Raw genomic sequence first — 15,659 nt, 5'->3', positions numbered from 1 at the left:
CGCCGCCCGATGAACGAAACCGACCGCCGGCGCCTGCTGCTGCGCTGGATGCCAGCGGTGTTCGTGCTGATCTGGGCCACCGGCTTCATCGTGGCGCGCTACGGCATGCCGCATGCGCCGCCGTTCACCTTCCTGCTGCTGCGCTACCTGCTGTCGATTGCCTGCTTCGGCCTGTGGATCGCCTGGGCGCGCGTGCGCTGGCCCCGCAGTGCGCGCCAGTGGCTGCACCTCGGCGTCACCGGCGTGCTGATGCACGGCGGCTACCTGGGCGGGGTCTGGGCCGCCGTCAAGGCCGGCATGGGCTCCGGGCTGTCGGCCCTGATCGTCAGCCTGCAGCCGGTGCTGACGGCGATCTGGCTGTCGGCCTTCGGCAGCCGCGCGCATCGGGTCGGCGGCCGGCAGTGGAGCGGGCTGCTGCTCGGCTTCGCCGGCCTGGTGCTGGTGGTCTGGCGCAAGCTGGGCGCGGGCAGCGCGGGCGACCAGGTGAGCGCGTCCAACATGGCCTGGGCCGTCCTGGCCCTGCTTTCGATCACTGCGGGCACGCTCTACCAGAAGCGCCACCTCGAACCCTGCGACGTGCGCAGCGCCAACACCGTGCAGTTGCTGGCGGCCGCGCTGGTGACCGCGCCCCTGGCCTGGCTGGAGCCGCAGCCTTTCGTCTGGAACGTGGAATCGGCTGGTGCCATGGCCTGGTCGGTGCTGGGCCTGACGCTGGGCGGCAGCTCGCTGCTGTTCCTGCTGATCCAGCGCGGTGCCGCCACCTCGGTGGCGAGCCTGATGTACCTGGTGCCCCCGGCCACGGCCCTGATGGCCTGGCTGCTGTTTGGCGAGGCGCTCACGCCGACCATCCTCGGCGGCATCGCCCTGACCGCCGCGGGGGTCGCCCTGGTGCTGCGCGGCAACGGTCCGGACACGAAAGCGTGAATGTTTCACCGGGCCGGCGATTCTTCGCGCGTGGGCCTTGCGCCGGCGCGACAACCCGGGGAAAACCGGGGGTGCGCGACCCGGGAAAGGGTCTAGAATGCGGCGCTCGCTGACCTGCTTTGCCCGCGCCGCGCCAACCCGCGTCGGCTGCGCAACACCGGTCGGCGCCCACGGGGCCGACGGTTGGCGCCAGGGAGGGGCGAACGCGGCGCGACTGGCAGCCGGTGCACCGCCCATGCCCGGCACGCGAGCCGCGGATTCCTGGATCATTCTTGCAAGAGGGGCACCTTCGTGAACAAAACCGAGCTGATTGAACACATCGCCAAGAACGCCGACATTTCCAAGGCCGCGGCCACGCGCGCGCTGGAAGCCACGATCGGCGCCGTCAAGACGACGCTGCGCAAGGGTGGCACGGTGTCGCTGGTGGGCTTTGGCACCTTTGCCGTCGGCAAGCGCGCAGCGCGCACCGGCCGCAATCCGCGCACCGGCGCAACGATTAAAATCAAGTCCGCCAAGGTACCGAAGTTCCGTCCGGGCAAGGCGCTGAAGGACGCCGTGAACTGACTGCACGTCGGTTCGGCGGGTGCTTAGCTCAGTTGGTAGAGCGGCGCCCTTACAAGGCGTAGGTCGGCGGTTCGACCCCGTCAGCACCCACCAATTGACGACAAGGCGAGCCACCGGTTCGCCTTTTTTCTTGTTCCACCGGCCACACCGGCCTGCCAAGAGTCTTCCGCATGTTCGACGCCATCCGCCAGCACAACAAGATCATGATGTGGATCCTGTTCCTGCTGGTCTTTCCCTCTTTCGTGTTCTTCGGCATCGAAGGCTACGGGCGCTTCAACGAAGGGGCCAGCAAGGTCGCCGAGGTGGGGGGCAGCGCCATCACCCAGACCGACTGGGACAACGCGCACCGCCAGGACGTCGACCAGGCGCGCACCGCCAACCCGAACGTCGACCTGAACCTGCTGGACTCGCCGGCCATGAAGTACGCATCGCTGGAGCGCCTGGTGCGCGACCGCGTGCTGGCGCTGGCAGCGCAGCAGGAGCACCTGCTGGTGAGCGACGCGCGCCTGGCCGGCGCGCTGCAGGCCGACCCCAGCATCGCCGCGCTGCGCGACGCCGAGGGCCGGCTCGACATGGAAGGCTACAAGCGCCTGCTGGCCACGCAGGGCCTGACGCCCGAGGGCTTCGAGGAACGCCTGCGCGCCAACCTGTCGGTGCAGCAGGTGCTGGGCGGCATTGCCGACTCCGACATCGTGGCCCAGGCCCAGGTCGACGCGACCATGGGCGCCTTCCTGGAGCGCCGCGAGGTACAGGTCGTGCCGTTCACGCCGGCCGCCCATGTGGCGGACCTGAAGCCGAGCGCGCAGGAACTGCAGGCCTACTACCAGGCCCACCTGGCGCAATACGAGGAGCCCGAGTCGGCGCGCGTCGAGTACATCGTGCTCGACCTGGACAGCGTGAAGAACAGCATCACGGTGAGCGACGCCGAGCTGAAGACCTACTACGAACAGAACGCCGCCACCCTGGGCACGCCCGAGGAGCGCCGCGCCAGCCACATCCTGATCGTGGCGCCCCGGGACGAGCCCCCGGCCGAACGCGAGAAGGCACGCGCCACCGCCGAGCAGTTGCTGCAGCAGGTGCGCGCCGACCCGGCCCGCTTTGCCGAGGTCGCGCGCAAGTCGTCGCAGGACGAGATCAGCGCGGCGAGCGGCGGCGACCTGGGCTTCTTCCAGCTCGCCCGCGGCACCGACCCCGCGATTGCCCAGGCCACCTTCAAGCTGGCCAAGGTGGGTGACATCAGCGACCTGGTGGAAAGCGACTTCGGCTACCACATCATCGAGCTCACCGCGATCAAGCCGGCCCAGGTGCCACCCTTCGACGAGCTGCGCGCCAGGCTGTCCGACCAGCTGCGCACGCAACAGGCACAGGCGCGCTTCAGCGAGATGGCCGAGGCCTTCACCAACGGCGTCTACGAGCAGTCGGACAGCCTCAAGCCGGTGGCCGAGCAGCTGCACCTGACGATCCACACGGCCGAGGTCACGCGCACGCCAGCGCCCGGCGCCAGCGGCGCGCTGGCCAGCGCCAAGTTCCTGAACGCGCTGTTCAGCGGTGACGTGGTCAACAACAAGATGAACACCGAGGCCACCGAAGTCGGCGCCAACCAGCTCGCCGCCGGCCGCGTGCTCGAACACACGGCGGCGCACGCGCGGCCATTCGAGCAGGTCGAGGACGAGGTGCGCGACGCCTGGTTGCAGGAACGCGGAGCCCAGGCCGCGCGCGCGGCGGGCGAGGCCCGGCTCAAGGCCTGGCAGGCCGATCCCGCCAGCGCCACCGACCTGCCGGCGACCATCACGATTTCGCGCGACGACCCGCGCCAGCAGCCGCAGGCGGTGGTCGAGGCCGTGCTGCGCGTGGATCCGGACAAGCTGCCGGCCTTCGTCGGCGTCGACCTGGGCGCGCAGGGCTACGCGATCGCACGCGTGGACAAGGTGCTGCCGCCGGCCCTGCGGGCCCCGGCCGAATCGGCCCAGCTGCGCGCCAGCTACGCCCAGCTGTGGAACAGCACCGAGGTGCGCAGCTACTACGACCTGCTGAAGGCCCGCTACAAGGCGAAGATCCTGGTGCCCCGCCCGGCGCCCGGCGAGCTGGCGCCAGCCACCGAATAAGTCCTGGCCACTGCCGGCGCGGGAACGCGAAAGCCGCCCTGCGGTGGCGTTTTCACGCGCTGCCGGGTGCCGAAGCCCGGTGCTCGGCGGTGGCCATCGCGGCCGCAAGCCGCGCCTGCTAACATGCTGCGCTGCAGCAAATCATGGACCTCGACGACCCTTACCGAGAACTTGGCCTGGCACCGGGCTGCAGCGATGCCGAGGTGAAGGCGGCCTGGCGCCGCCTGTCCGCGCGCTGGCACCCGGACCGCAACAAGAGCCCGCACGCCCTGCGCAAGATCCAGCGCATCAATCGGGCGCTGGAGGTGATCCGCCAGGCCCGGCGCGAACAGGGAGCTGGAACCGAAGACCCCACGTCAGGTGCGGAGGAGCCCATCGTCGAGCACTCCGTCAGCCTCTCGCTGGAGGAAGTGGTGACCGGCTGCGTCCGGGAGCTACGAGGCGAAGTGATCGAAGACTGCGCCGATTGCGAAGGCAGCGGCCTGCAACGGCAGCCGACCCCGTGCCGCGCCTGCCATGGCACCGGCCGCATCCGCCAGTACCTCTGGTTCGCCTGGGTTTCGCCCACGGTCGAATGCACGGCCTGCCATGGACACGGGCAGACGCACCGGGGCTGTACCACCTGCGCGGGCAGCGGCAAGGCGCCGCCAAGCAAATACCGCTGCCGGTTGCAGATCGCGCCGGGCGCGCGCGCCGGCGACCTGCTCGATGTCACCGCCCGCGTGCAAGGCAGGCCCCCGCACGAGCTGGCGCTGCGCGTGCGCGTGGCGCTGAAGCCGCACGAGTTCTTCACGGCCGAAGCCGACGGCACCTTGAAGTGCGAGGTGCCCGTCGACGGCTTTGCCTGGATGGCCAACCGCTGGATCGAAGTCCCGACCCCGCGCGGGCTGCAGCAGATGAGGCTAAGGCGCGGCCACCTGAACTACCGCATCCGGAACGCCGGCCTGCCGTGGGCCGACAATGCCCAGGCAGCCGACTGCATCGTCACCGTCGTGCCCCTGTTCCCGGACGAGTTGAACCCCGAGCAGGAGGCCGCGATCGATCGGCTGGTGGCGAGCAACTCCGGGACGGCCGGCACGCCAGCCGGCGATCGGATGGCGGCATGGGGTCGGTTGGTGGACAGCTGGCAGGGTCGGTCTGGGTGAGGCTCCGAGGACCATCAGCAGGGTGGACTGATGGTGGGTTGCTTTGGCCGAGATCGTCCGTGCTGAGCGGTTGTCGGTCGCGGGATGGTGGCCAGCCTGTTCAGGCAGGTCTCAGCCACGCGCAACCAGCAACCCGTCCAGGCGCTCCCGCGGCGCTTCGGGACCGGCGGCTTACATGTGGTCGATCATCACCTGCCCAAACCCCGAGCAGCTGACCTGGGTCGCGCCTTCCATCAGGCGCGCGAAGTCGTAGGTGACGCGCTTGCTCTGGATCGCCGCTTCCATCGAGCTGATGATCTTGTCGGCGGCCTCGGTCCAGCCCATGTGGCGCAGCATCATCTCGGCGCTGAGGATCTCGGAGCCGGGGTTGACGTAGTCCTTGCCGGCGTACTTGGGCGCGGTGCCGTGCGTGGCCTCGAAGCAGGCGACGGAGTCGCTCATGTTGGCGCCGGGGGCGATGCCGATGCCGCCGACCTGGGCCGCCAGCGCGTCGCTGATGTAGTCGCCGTTCAGGTTCAGCGTGGCGATGACCGAGTATTCGGCCGGACGCAGCAGGATCTGCTGCAGGAAGGCGTCGGCGATCGCATCCTTGATGATGATCTCGCCGCCGGTCTTCGGGTTGGTGAGCCGGCACCACGGGCCGCCGTCGATGGGCTCGGCGCCGAATTCGCGCTGGGCCAGCGCGTAGCCCCAGTCGCGAAAGCCCCCTTCGGTGTACTTCATGATGTTGCCCTTGTGCACCAGGGTGACGCTGGGCTTGTCGTTGTCGATGGCGTACTGGATCGCCTTGCGCACCAGGCGCTCGGTGCCTTCGATCGACACCGGCTTGATGCCGATGCCCGAACTCTCGGGGAAGCGGATCTTGCTGACGCCCATCTCCTCGACCAGGAACTTGATGAGCTTGCGCGCGTTGGCGCTCTTGGCCTCCCATTCGACGCCGGCGTAGATGTCCTCGCTGTTCTCGCGGAAGATCACCATGTTGACCTTCTCGGGCTCCTTCACCGGACTCGGCACGCCGCGGAAATACTGCACCGGGCGCAGGCAGACGTAGAGGTCGAGCTCCTGGCGCAGCGCCACGTTGAGCGAGCGGATGCCGCCGCCCACGGGCGTCGTGAGCGGCCCCTTGATCGAGATCACGTACTCGCGCAGCAGGTCCAGCGTCTCCTGCGGCAGCCAGACGTCGGGACCGTAGACGCGGGTGGATTTCTCGCCGGCGTAGACCTCCATCCAGTGGATGCGGCGCTTGCCGCCATAGCATTTCTCGACGGCGGCGTCGACCACCTTGATCATCACCGGCGTGATGTCGACGCCGGTGCCGTCGCCCTCGATGAACGGGATGATCGGCTGGTCGGGCACGTTCAGCGAGTAGTCGGGGTTGACGGTGATCTTCTGGCCGGCGGCGGGAACCTTGACGTGCTGATTCATGGCAATGCTGCTCCGATGACTGTGCGGAGTGATTCTAGTGTGGCGTCGCGGGCGAAACGCAGGGCCCCGTGGCGCGCCAGGTCGCGCACGGCACCGGCCCGATGAAACCGCGCGCGGCACGTCAACCGCGCCGCCCCGGCAGCCGTTGAGACGCCGCCACCCGGCCCGTCCGGGGGCTTTCATCACTTCATGCAAAGGATCATCCAGATGTCCAAGCTCATCGGCGCCCTGGTGGCCGGCCTGATCGCCACCACGGCCTACGCGCAAGCGCCGGCCGGTTCCGCCGCACCGGCAGCGCCTGCCGTGGCCGCAGCGCCCGCCGCGGCGCCAGCCCCAGCCGCGGCGCCGGCCAGCGCTGCGCCGACGCAGGCCGCGCCCCAGGTGCAGGCGAAGAAGCACAACAAGGCCCGCAAGACCGCCAGGCACACCCGGAAGGCGCGCAAGCACAAAGCCTGAAACCTGCGACCAGGTACGCGAAAATGCCCGCCTCGGCGGGCATTTCCCGTCCTGCGCCCGGCGTGATCGAATGGCTGCGCCACATCGGGCCCTTCTGGAGCGAGTCCCCATGCTGCTGCGCCTTGTCCTGCCCCTCGTCCTGCTTGCCACGACCGCGCTGAGCGCCCCTGCGAGCGCGGCGGCGCCAGCCGGCACGCCCCAGCTCGACCTGCCGCGCACCACGCTCGCCATCGGCATGTACCGCATCGATGCCCAGGTGGCGGCGAGCTTCGAGCAACGCCAGATCGGGCTGATGCATCGGCGCGAGATGCCGCAGCACGAGGGCATGCTGTTCGTGTTCGAGCAGGCCGGCGTCCAGTGCTTCTGGATGAAGAACACGCTGATCCCGCTCACCGCGGCCTTCGTCGCCGACGACGGCCGCATCGTCAACCTGGCCGACATGCAGCCGCTTGACGAGGCCAGCCATTGCTCGGCGGAGCCGGTGCGCTACGTGCTGGAGATGAACCAGGGCTGGTTTGCCAGCCGCCGCATCGCGCCTGGCCACCGGTTGCGTGGGCCGATGTTCAAGGCGCCCTGACAGGGCGATCGCCGACGATCATGAAAAAAGCCGCCTGAAGGCGGCTTTTTTGCTGCGGATCGATCGCGATCAGGCGAAATTGCTGGCGGCAAAGTCCCAGTTCACCAGGTTGTCGAAGAAGGACTCGACGAACTTGGGTCGCGCGTTGCGGTAGTCGATGTAGTAGGCGTGCTCCCACACGTCCACCGTCAGGATGGGCTTGTCGCCGGCCGTCAGCGGGGTGCCGGCATTGCTGGTGTTGACGATGTCGAGGCTGCCGTCAGCCTTCTTCACCAGCCAGGTCCAGCCGCTGCCGAAGTTGCCGCCGGCGCTGGCGACGAAGGCCTTGCGGAAGTCGGCGTAGCTGCCCCACTTCTTGTTGATGGCGTCGGCCAGCGCGCCGCTGGGTGCGCCGCCGCCGGCGGGCTTCATGCAGTTCCAGAAGAAGGTGTGGTTCCACACCTGGGCGGCCTGGTTGAAGATGCCGCCGCTGGCCTTCTTGATGATCGCCTCGAGCTCCATGTTCTCGAATTCGGTGCCCTTCTGCAGCTCGTTGAGCTTGTCGACGTAGGCCTTGTGGTGCTTGCCGTGGTGGTATTCCAGCGTCTCCTGGCTGTAGTGCGGCGCCAGTGCGTCGATGGCGTAGGGCAGTGGCGGCAGGGTGTGTTCCATGGCGTGTTCTCCTTGTCTCGTGAATCGGGAAGCGGCCCGCCTCGCAACAGGGCGGGCCAGCGACCGTCCATTGTAGGAACTCAGCGCAAATGCCGCCCACGCACGCTCAGATCAACCTTGCCATCGGCCAAGGTGGCCGTCAGCGCCGCGCCGACCCGGGCCTGCGCGGCCCGCGTCAGCGGCTGGCCCTGGGCGTCCTCCAGCCAGGCGTAGCCACGCTCCAGCACCAGGCGCGGATCAAGCAGGTCCAGCCGCAGGGCGGCGCGCTCGACGCGTTCGCGCGCGCTCTCGAGCCGGCCCCGCGCGGCGGCTGGCAGGCGCTCGGCCAGCCGCTGCAGACCCAGGCGCGCGGCCTGCAGTTGCGGCGCCGGTGCGCGTGGCAGCCGCTCGGCCAGCCGGTCCAGCCGGGCCTGCTCTTGCTGCAGGCGCCAGCGCGCGGCATGCTGCACGCGCTCGGCGGCGCGTGCCAGCCGCACCTGTTCGGCCGCCAGCACCCCGGACGGACGGCCCAGGCGCGCGGCCAGGCGGTCGACGCGCTGCGCCTCGTCATCGAGGCGTCGGCGCAGGGCACGCTGCAGGCGTTGCTCCCGCTCGGCCAGGATGTCCAGCCACTGCGCACGCGGCGCGCTGGCGAGTTCGGCCGCGGCAGTGGGCGTGGGGGCGCGCAGGTCGGCGACGAAGTCGGCGATCGTGAAGTCGGTCTCGTGGCCGACCCCCGAGATCACCGGCACCGGACTGGCAGCCAGGGTGCGCGCGAGCTGCTCGTCGTTGAAGGCCCAAAGATCCTCGATCGAGCCGCCGCCGCGCACCAGCAGGATCAGGTCGAGTGGCGCCAGGCCGACGGCCGGGGTGCGGGCAAGCGGATAGAGGCGCTCGAGCGCGGCCACCAGCTCGGCCGGCGCGTCGGCACCCTGCACCGCCGCCGGCGCCACCAGCAGCGGGATGTGCGGCACGCGCCGCACCAGGGTCGTCAGCACGTCGTGCAGCGCCGCCGCGCCGAGCGAGGTGACGATGCCGATGCCGCGCGGCATGGCGGGCAGCGCGCGCTTGCGCGCCGGGTCGAACAGGCCTTCGGCCTCGAGCCGGGCCTTGAGCCGCAGGAACTGCTCGAACAGCTCGCCCTGCCCGGCGCGCCGCATCGACTCGACCACCAGTTGCAGGTCGCCACGCGCCTCGTAGACCGACAGGCGCCCGCGCAATTCGACCTGGTCGCCTTCGCGCGGCACGAAGTCCAGCAAGCTGGCGGCGCGGCGGAACATGGCACAGCGCAACTGCCCGGCGGAGTCCTTCAGGGTGAAATAGCAGTGCCCGCTGGTGGCCCGCGCAAAGCCCGAAACCTCGCCACGCACCGCCACCGGGTTGAAGCGCGCCTCGAGCGCATCCGCCACCGCGCGGGTCAGCGCGCCAACCTCCCAGACACGTGGCGCAGAGCTTGGCTCCAGCGTGGAAAAGTGAGCATTCATGCGGCTTGGCGAGGTGTTTCGTGCGCTGCGCGGGGCGCAATCTTCCACAGCGCGTAACGAATCGTGAACTCCTTCACACAGGGCACGCGCAGGCCCCATGTTTGCGTGTAACTTATTGATTTACAATAGATTTTTATTGCACAACAATTCAGCAAAAGGCCACAACCCGCATGAATCCTGGGCTGCCGGCGCCTGCACCGGCGGTTGCCCACAAAGTTATCCACAGAAAGCGTGCATCACCCCGGCACGCGGTGGGCGGAGCGGCGCAGCGGCTGGTGGATAATCGCCCCTCTGCATCCGACCGCTTCGGCACGCCCCTGCGCGTGGCCCGAGAATCTCCCTGGAGACCCGCTTTTGCTGTCGATCATACAAGCCGCCGGCTGGCCGATCTGGCCCCTGATCCTGTGTTCCGTCCTGGCGCTGGCCTTCGTGGTCGAACGCTTCGTCTCGCTCAAGACCTCGCGCGTGCTGACACCCGGCCTGCTGGACGAAGCCATCGAAGTCTCGCGCACCGCCGTGCCCGGACCGGACGTGGTGGCGCAGCTCGAGCAGCACTCCACGCTCGGCCAGGTGCTGGCGGCCGGCTGGCGCGCCATCAATGCCACGCCGGGCTGCACCGCGGCCGACATGCGCGCTGCCCTGGAGGCGGCGGGACGCACCGCCGCGCACCAGCTCGAACGCTACCTGCCGGCGCTCGGCACCATTGCCTCGGGCGCGCCGCTGCTCGGCCTGTTCGGCACCGTGATCGGCATGATCGAGATCTTCGGCTCGCAGGCGCCCACCGGCGCGCTCTCGGGCGGCAATCCGGCGCAGCTCGCGCATGGCATCTCGGTGGCGCTCTACAACACCGCGTTCGGCCTGATCATCGCGATCCCGGCGCTATTCTTCTGGCAGTACTTTCGCGCGCGCGTGAATGGCTACGTGATGGAACTGGAACTGGCAGCCGAACGCTTTGCCCGCCACCTGGAGCCGCTGTGCCCCGGCGAGCGGGCCGCATGACGTGAAGGCAACGCTGGGCAAGCCCCCGTGTCGCTGCGTGCCAGCCCCCCTGGAATGGAGATGCACGGGGCCCCATCGAGGCGGCGGGCGCGGCGGCATGGACCATGGAACCCGAATCCGGCAATTGACTGCTCGCGAACTTGTTGAAAGCCGCATGAACAATGGGCTTGACCGCTTCGATCAGGCGCACCGGCTGGGCGAGCGCGCCATGCACCCGCCCGCAGTGCCCTCGCCGCGCCATGCGGCGTTGCGCGTCGCGCGGCATGCCCGGGCGCGGTGCGGCCAGGGGCCGCACCCGTTCGCGCTGCCTCCAGGCGCGCAGGGGCCCTTGGAGCCGCAGCACGCACCCTTGCCTGGCACGCCGATAACAGCACTGGCGGGCGCATCGAACGGCCGGATCGGGGTTGAAGCGACACCCCCCTGTCGCGCCACGCGCTTCGGGATCCCGCGCCTCCCCCCTCAAGGGAACGCAGGCGTGGCCCGCGAAACCCGGGGCCCTGCATGGCCGACCGGCTGCGCTGCCCTTGGGGCCGTGCCACCCGGTGCTTCGCGAACCGCACACCGCCGGATGGAGCCCCGGAAGCGATGAACTTCCACGCGCGCAAGCCCGAAGAGCCCCGCATCGACCTGGTGCCGTTCATCGACGTGCTGCTGGTGATCCTGATCTTCCTGATGCTGACCACCACCTACAGCCGCTTCACGGAGCTGCAGCTGACCCTGCCGGTGGCCAACGCCGATGCACAAAAGGAGCGGCCGAAGGAAGTCGTCATCGCGGTCGCCGCCGACGGACGCTATGCGGTGGACCACCAGCCGCTGGCCGACCGCAGCGCCGAGGCCATCGCCGACGCCCTGCGCGCCGCCGAGGCGCAGCCCGACGGCGTGCTCATCATCAGCGCCGACGCCGCCGCAACGCACCAGGCGGTGGTGACGGCGATGGAAGCGGCACGCCGGCTGGGTTTGACGCACATCACCTTCGCCGCCCAGACCGGCTCCTGACCAGGGCGCCGCGTGGCGCGATGACAGAATGGTGGCGCCCGGCCGCGCCGGGCCTTCGCCCTGCCGACCCGCCATGCCCGCCCCCGCACCCGAACACCGCCTGCGCCGCGCCTGGACCCGGCGCGGGCCGCTGGCGTGCCTGCTGTGGCCGCTGTCGCTGGCCTACGGCGCGCTGGCGGCGCTGCACCGCGGCCTGTATCGCCTCGGCTGGCGGCGCGCCACGCGCCTGCCGGTGCCGGTGATCGTGGTCGGCAACGTGGTCGCCGGCGGCGCCGGCAAGACCCCGACCACGCTGGCGCTGGCCGCGCAGCTGCGTGCGCGCGGCTGGCACCCGGGCATCGTCTCGCGCGGCCACGGCCGGCGCAGCACCGACACGCGCGCGGTCGAGTCTGGCGCCGACCCGCGCGACGTGGGCGACGAGCCGCTGCTGCTGCGCCGCCGCGCCGACGTTCCGGTATTCGTCGCGCGGCGCCGCGCCGATGCCGGCCGCGCCCTGCTGGCACGGCATCCCGAGGTCGACCTCCTGCTGTGTGACGACGGCCTGCAGCACCTGGCGCTGGCGCGCGACGTCGAGCTCTGCGTGTTCGACGCGCGCGGTGTCGGCAACGGCTGGTTGCTGCCGGCGGGTCCGCTGCGCGAGCCCTGGCCGCGCGCGGTGGACCTGGTGTTGTGGACCGAACCCGCCCCGGCCGCGCAGCTTGTTCGCACGCAGGCCGCGCCCGACGACCGCCGCGTCTTTGCCAGCGTGCGCCGCCTGGCCACGCACGCGCTGCGCGCCGACGGCACGCGCGTGGCGCTCGCCAGCCTGCGCGGGCAGCGCGTCACCGCGCTGGCTGCGATCGCCCGGCCGGAGGCCTTCTTCGACATGCTGCGCGACGCCGGCCTGGTGCTGGCGGCGAAGCTCGCGCTGCCCGACCACGATCCGCTCGACGCAATCACGCCCGCGCCCGACCCCCTGCTGCCCCTGGTCTGCACCGAGAAGGACGCCGCCAAGCTCTGGCGCCGCCACCCCGAGGCATGGGCGGTCCCGCTCGAGCTGGACCTGCCGGCGGGCCTGGTCGAGGCGCTGGTCGCCCGGCTGCAGTCACGGCAAGATCCGGCCACGACGCTAAACTGCGACCGAACATGACCGTCCCGTCCAGCCCCCCAACGGCCCGCGCCCGGCGCCGGCCCGCATCGCCGTGAATCCCTGGCTGCTGCTGACCGGCGCCATCGTCTGCGAAGTCGTCGCCACCAGCGCGCTCAAGGCCAGCGACGGCTTCACGCGCCTGGCCCCCTCGCTGCTGGTCGCCAGCGGCTACAGCCTGGCATTCTGGCTGCTGGCCCTGACCCTGCGCAGCATCCCGGTCGGAGTCGCCTATGCGATCTGGTCGGGCCTGGGCACGGTGCTGATTGCGCTGGCCGGCTGGTGGCTCTACGGCCAGCGACTGGACGCGGCGGCCGTGGCCGGCATGGCCCTGATCGTTGCCGGCGTGCTGGTGCTGAACCTGCTGTCGAAATCATCCACCCACTGAACACGTGAAGCCCATGGACCCGAAGCTGCTCGAACTGCTGGTCTGTCCGGTCACCAAGGGACCGCTGGACTACGATCGCGCGAAGCAGGAGCTGGTCTCGCGCTCGGCGCGCCTGGCCTACCCGATCCGCGACGGCATCCCGATCATGCTGGAAGACGAGGCACGCACCCTCGGCGACGAGGAACTGGAGGCGCTGCCGCCGCGCACGCCGCTGGTGGAATGACAACCGCCCGCGATGGGGTGGCGCGGGCAGCCCGCCCCGCGACGCCCCGCCAGCCCCAAGCCAGGGCATCGACCACACCATGAACCCCTTGCTCAGGAACACCCGGTACGGCCAGATCGAAGGCGCGGACGATCGCGCGCGTTCGGGCACCTGGTCCTGGAAGGGCATCCCGTTTGCCAAGGCTCCCGAAGGCGCGTTGCGCTGGAAGGCCCCCCGTCCGCCCGACCCCTGGAGCGGCATCCTGCCGACCACGCAGTTCGGTGCCTCCTGCATCCAGAACCCGCGCCTGTACAGCCCCGGCAACGCCAACACCTTCGACGCCACGGTGGGCGACAACCTGGCGAGCGGCCACACGCCCGGCAGCGAGGACTGCCTGTCGCTCAACATCTGGCGCCCGGCCAGCGCCGACACCGGCCTGCCGGTGATCGTGTTCATCCATGGCGGCAGCAACATCACCGGCTACAGCGGCGACCCGATGTACGACGGCGCGGCGCTGGCGCACGGCGCCAACGCGGTGGTGGTATCGGCCAACTACCGGCTCGGGCAGCTCGGCTTCTTCCGCCACCCGGCATTGCGCGACACCGCGGTCGACCCCACGCTCACCGAAGACGACCAGTCGGGCAACTACGCCGTGCTCGACATCCTCGCCGCGCTGCGCTTCGTGCAGGACAACATCGAGGCCTTCGGCGGCGACCGGAACAACGTGACGCTGTCGGGCCAGTCCGCCGGCGCCATCAACATCCTGGCGGTGGCAACGGCGCCGGGCCGGCGCAGCGCCGGCCTGTTCCACAAGCTGGTGCCGTTGTCGGGCGGCATCTCGGTGGCCACCAGCCCGGGCTTTCCGCAGCCCGCGAACGATCTCAAGGGCAATCACGGCTACATCCCGGCGCTGAACCCGCCGGCCTTCTACGAACAGATGTCCGGCCTGCTGCTGGCCAAGTTGCTGATCGACGACGGCTCCGTCGCCGACGCCGAGGCCGCCCTGGCCTGGGCGCAGGCGCATTCGAACGCCGAGATCGCCGCCTACCTGCGCGCCAAGCCGGCACGCACCATCCTGCAGGTCGGGCTGAAAAGCGTGGCCGGCATCGGCAACACCACGGCCTCGGGACCGATCCCCGAAGGCACCGTGGTGGCCCAGGACCCGATTGCCGCCATCCTGGCCGACGAGGGACCCGAGGTGCCGGTGCTGGCCGGCATGACCGCCAGCGAATCCAGGCTGCTTTCGTCCTACCTGCCCCTGGTCGGTCATGCACCGGGCATCCGGCTGACGGACGCGCAGCTGTTTCCGATCCTGTTCGACCCGGCGCGGGCCCGGGCCGCGCGCTTCGGCGACATCATCGATCCGGCCTACCCGGACGGCGCGGCCTACGACTCCGCGATCGCGGCCCTGGACGCCCGGTTCTTCACCGCCCTGCGCGACAACCTGCTGGACGCGCTGGTCACGCGCCAGCCGGGCCAGGTGTGGAGCTATCGCTTCGACTGGCGCCAGGAAGCCGCCCCCTGGAACGAGATCTACGGTGCCGCGCACGCCTTCGACCTGGCCTTCGTGCTGGGCAATTTCGGCCCTTCGCTGTATGCCAACGTGATTGCAAGCGACGCCAACCGGGCCGGCCGCCTGGCACTCTCCGAAGCCATGATGGCGTGCCTGGCCCGCTTCGCGCGCACGGGCGACCCCAACCATGCCGCCCTCGGCACGTCCTGGCCCAACTGGCCGCGGGTGCTGGTGTTCGACGCCGACGACACGCAGGCGCGGATCGCGGTCGAATGAGCGACTTCACCGTCCTGATCCCGGCGCGGCTGGCCTCCACCCGGCTGCCGGACAAGCCGCTGGCCGACATCGCGGGCAAGCCGATGGTGGTGCGCGTGGCCGAACGCGCCGCGCGCTCGGGCGCGGCGCGCGTGGTGGTGGCCGCCGACGCGCCCCGGATCCTGGACGCCTGCGCCGCGCACGGCGTGCAGGCCATCGCCACGCGCGCCGACCACGCCAGCGGCAGCGACCGCCTGGCCGAGGCCTGCGAGACACTGGGCCTGGACGGCGACGCGGTGGTGGTCAACGTGCAGGGCGACGAGCCGCTGATCGAGCCAGCGCTGATCGACGCCGTGGCCGGCCTGCTGGCGGGGCACGCTCAGGCCGAGATGGGCACGGCGGCGCACCCGATCGAGCGTGTCGAGGACTTCGTCAACCCCAACGTGGTGAAGGTGGTCACCGACGCGCAGGGCCTGGCACTGACCTTCTCGCGCGCGCCCCTGCCTTGGTGGCGCGACGGCTTCGCCGGCGGCATCCAGGCCCTGCCCAGCGCCCCGGCGCCGCTGCGCCACATCGGCCTCTACAGCTACCGCGCGCGCTTCCTGCGCGCCTTTGCCCGGCTGGCGCCGGCGCCGCTGGAGCAGTGCGAGGCGCTGGAGCAGCTGCGCGCGCTCTGGCACGGCCACCGCATCGCGGTGCACGTGACGCACGCGGCGCCCAGCCCGGGCGTCGACACGCCCGAGGACCTGGCGCGCGTGCGCGCGCTCTGGCCGGCCTGAGCCCCGCGCCGCGCATGCTATTCTTGGTTGCCGACCCATCCCAAGCACGCCGGCAGCCCATCTGGCGCGAGCCGCTGCCGCGGGACCGCAT

16 protein-coding genes and 1 tRNA gene are annotated in these 15,659 nt (G+C 70.5%); 14 read left to right on the top strand and 3 right to left on the bottom strand.

The window, feature by feature from the left end; translation table 11 throughout:
* The first annotated feature begins 9 nt into the window (after positions 1-9).
* From PKA16_RS06685 to PKA16_RS06665, 5 genes are all read left to right on the top strand, one after another.
* Entirely contained in the window at positions 10-924 is a 915-nt protein-coding gene (locus PKA16_RS06685) for a DMT family transporter (RefSeq protein WP_324401649.1), read from the top strand.
* A gap of 291 nt (positions 925-1,215) precedes the next feature.
* Positions 1,216-1,488, top strand: coding sequence for an HU family DNA-binding protein (locus PKA16_RS06680; RefSeq protein WP_324401647.1), 273 nt, complete (start codon positions 1,216-1,218; stop codon positions 1,486-1,488).
* A 17-nt stretch (positions 1,489-1,505) separates the two neighbouring features.
* Positions 1,506-1,581: transfer RNA gene (locus PKA16_RS06675), tRNA-Val, on the top strand.
* 77 nt (positions 1,582-1,658) lie between these two features.
* Complete coding sequence (locus PKA16_RS06670; RefSeq protein WP_324401644.1) at positions 1,659-3,593, top strand: SurA N-terminal domain-containing protein; 1,935 nt, start codon at positions 1,659-1,661, stop codon at positions 3,591-3,593.
* A gap of 143 nt (positions 3,594-3,736) precedes the next feature.
* The gene (locus PKA16_RS06665; protein WP_324401642.1) at positions 3,737-4,738 is read left to right on the top strand and encodes a DnaJ domain-containing protein; all 1,002 of its coding nucleotides are present in this window, start codon (positions 3,737-3,739) and stop codon (positions 4,736-4,738) included.
* A 171-nt stretch (positions 4,739-4,909) separates the two neighbouring features.
* Here PKA16_RS06665 and icd read toward each other — a convergent pair whose 3' ends face one another.
* Positions 4,910-6,163, bottom strand: coding sequence for an NADP-dependent isocitrate dehydrogenase (gene icd / locus PKA16_RS06660; RefSeq protein WP_324401640.1), 1,254 nt, complete (start codon positions 6,161-6,163; stop codon positions 4,910-4,912).
* A 207-nt stretch (positions 6,164-6,370) separates the two neighbouring features.
* Between icd and PKA16_RS06655 the strand changes: the two genes are divergently transcribed.
* Complete coding sequence (locus PKA16_RS06655; RefSeq protein WP_324401638.1) at positions 6,371-6,619, top strand: hypothetical protein; 249 nt, start codon at positions 6,371-6,373, stop codon at positions 6,617-6,619.
* A gap of 109 nt (positions 6,620-6,728) precedes the next feature.
* Entirely contained in the window at positions 6,729-7,196 is a 468-nt protein-coding gene (locus PKA16_RS06650; RefSeq protein ID WP_324401636.1) for a DUF192 domain-containing protein, read from the top strand.
* Between the two features lie 69 nt (positions 7,197-7,265).
* On the opposite strand, the gene PKA16_RS06645 is transcribed toward PKA16_RS06650, so the two are convergent.
* A complete protein-coding gene (locus PKA16_RS06645; protein WP_324401634.1) occupies positions 7,266-7,847 on the bottom strand; it encodes a Fe-Mn family superoxide dismutase in 582 nt (193 codons plus the stop codon).
* An 80-nt stretch (positions 7,848-7,927) separates the two neighbouring features.
* Complete coding sequence (xseA, locus tag PKA16_RS06640; protein WP_324401632.1) at positions 7,928-9,310, bottom strand: exodeoxyribonuclease VII large subunit; 1,383 nt, start codon at positions 9,308-9,310, stop codon at positions 7,928-7,930.
* A 354-nt stretch (positions 9,311-9,664) separates the two neighbouring features.
* Here xseA and PKA16_RS06635 point away from each other — a divergent pair, with 354 nt between their 5' ends.
* The 7 genes from PKA16_RS06635 to kdsB all read left to right on the top strand — a co-directional run bounded on the left by PKA16_RS06635 (position 9,665) and on the right by kdsB (position 15,568).
* Complete coding sequence (locus PKA16_RS06635; protein WP_324401630.1) at positions 9,665-10,309, top strand: MotA/TolQ/ExbB proton channel family protein; 645 nt, start codon at positions 9,665-9,667, stop codon at positions 10,307-10,309.
* Between the two features lie 585 nt (positions 10,310-10,894).
* Complete coding sequence (locus PKA16_RS06630) at positions 10,895-11,305, top strand: biopolymer transporter ExbD (RefSeq protein ID WP_324401628.1); 411 nt, start codon at positions 10,895-10,897, stop codon at positions 11,303-11,305.
* A 73-nt stretch (positions 11,306-11,378) separates the two neighbouring features.
* Positions 11,379-12,434, top strand: coding sequence for a tetraacyldisaccharide 4'-kinase (lpxK, locus tag PKA16_RS06625; RefSeq protein ID WP_324401626.1), 1,056 nt, complete (start codon positions 11,379-11,381; stop codon positions 12,432-12,434).
* Between the two features lie 52 nt (positions 12,435-12,486).
* Complete coding sequence (locus PKA16_RS06620) at positions 12,487-12,819, top strand: SMR family transporter (protein ID WP_324401624.1); 333 nt, start codon at positions 12,487-12,489, stop codon at positions 12,817-12,819.
* Positions 12,820-12,832: 13 nt separating this feature from the next.
* Positions 12,833-13,042 (top strand): Trm112 family protein, encoded by a 210-nt coding sequence (locus PKA16_RS06615; protein ID WP_324401622.1) that lies wholly within the window; start codon positions 12,833-12,835, stop codon positions 13,040-13,042.
* Positions 13,043-13,121: 79 nt separating this feature from the next.
* The gene (locus tag PKA16_RS06610; protein WP_324401620.1) at positions 13,122-14,810 is read left to right on the top strand and encodes a carboxylesterase family protein; all 1,689 of its coding nucleotides are present in this window, start codon (positions 13,122-13,124) and stop codon (positions 14,808-14,810) included.
* A complete protein-coding gene (gene kdsB / locus PKA16_RS06605; protein WP_324401618.1) occupies positions 14,807-15,568 on the top strand; it encodes a 3-deoxy-manno-octulosonate cytidylyltransferase in 762 nt (253 codons plus the stop codon). The genes PKA16_RS06610 and kdsB overlap by 4 nt, the downstream gene beginning before the upstream one ends.
* Positions 15,569-15,659: the final 91 nt, after the last annotated feature.

It is taken from the genome of Ottowia sp., assembly GCF_035325765.1.
In the GTDB taxonomy this organism is placed as follows: domain Bacteria; phylum Pseudomonadota; class Gammaproteobacteria; order Burkholderiales; family Burkholderiaceae_C; genus Ottowia.
The sequence above is the reverse complement of the archived record's forward strand: the minus strand, read 5'-3'. Positions and strand labels throughout refer to the sequence as shown.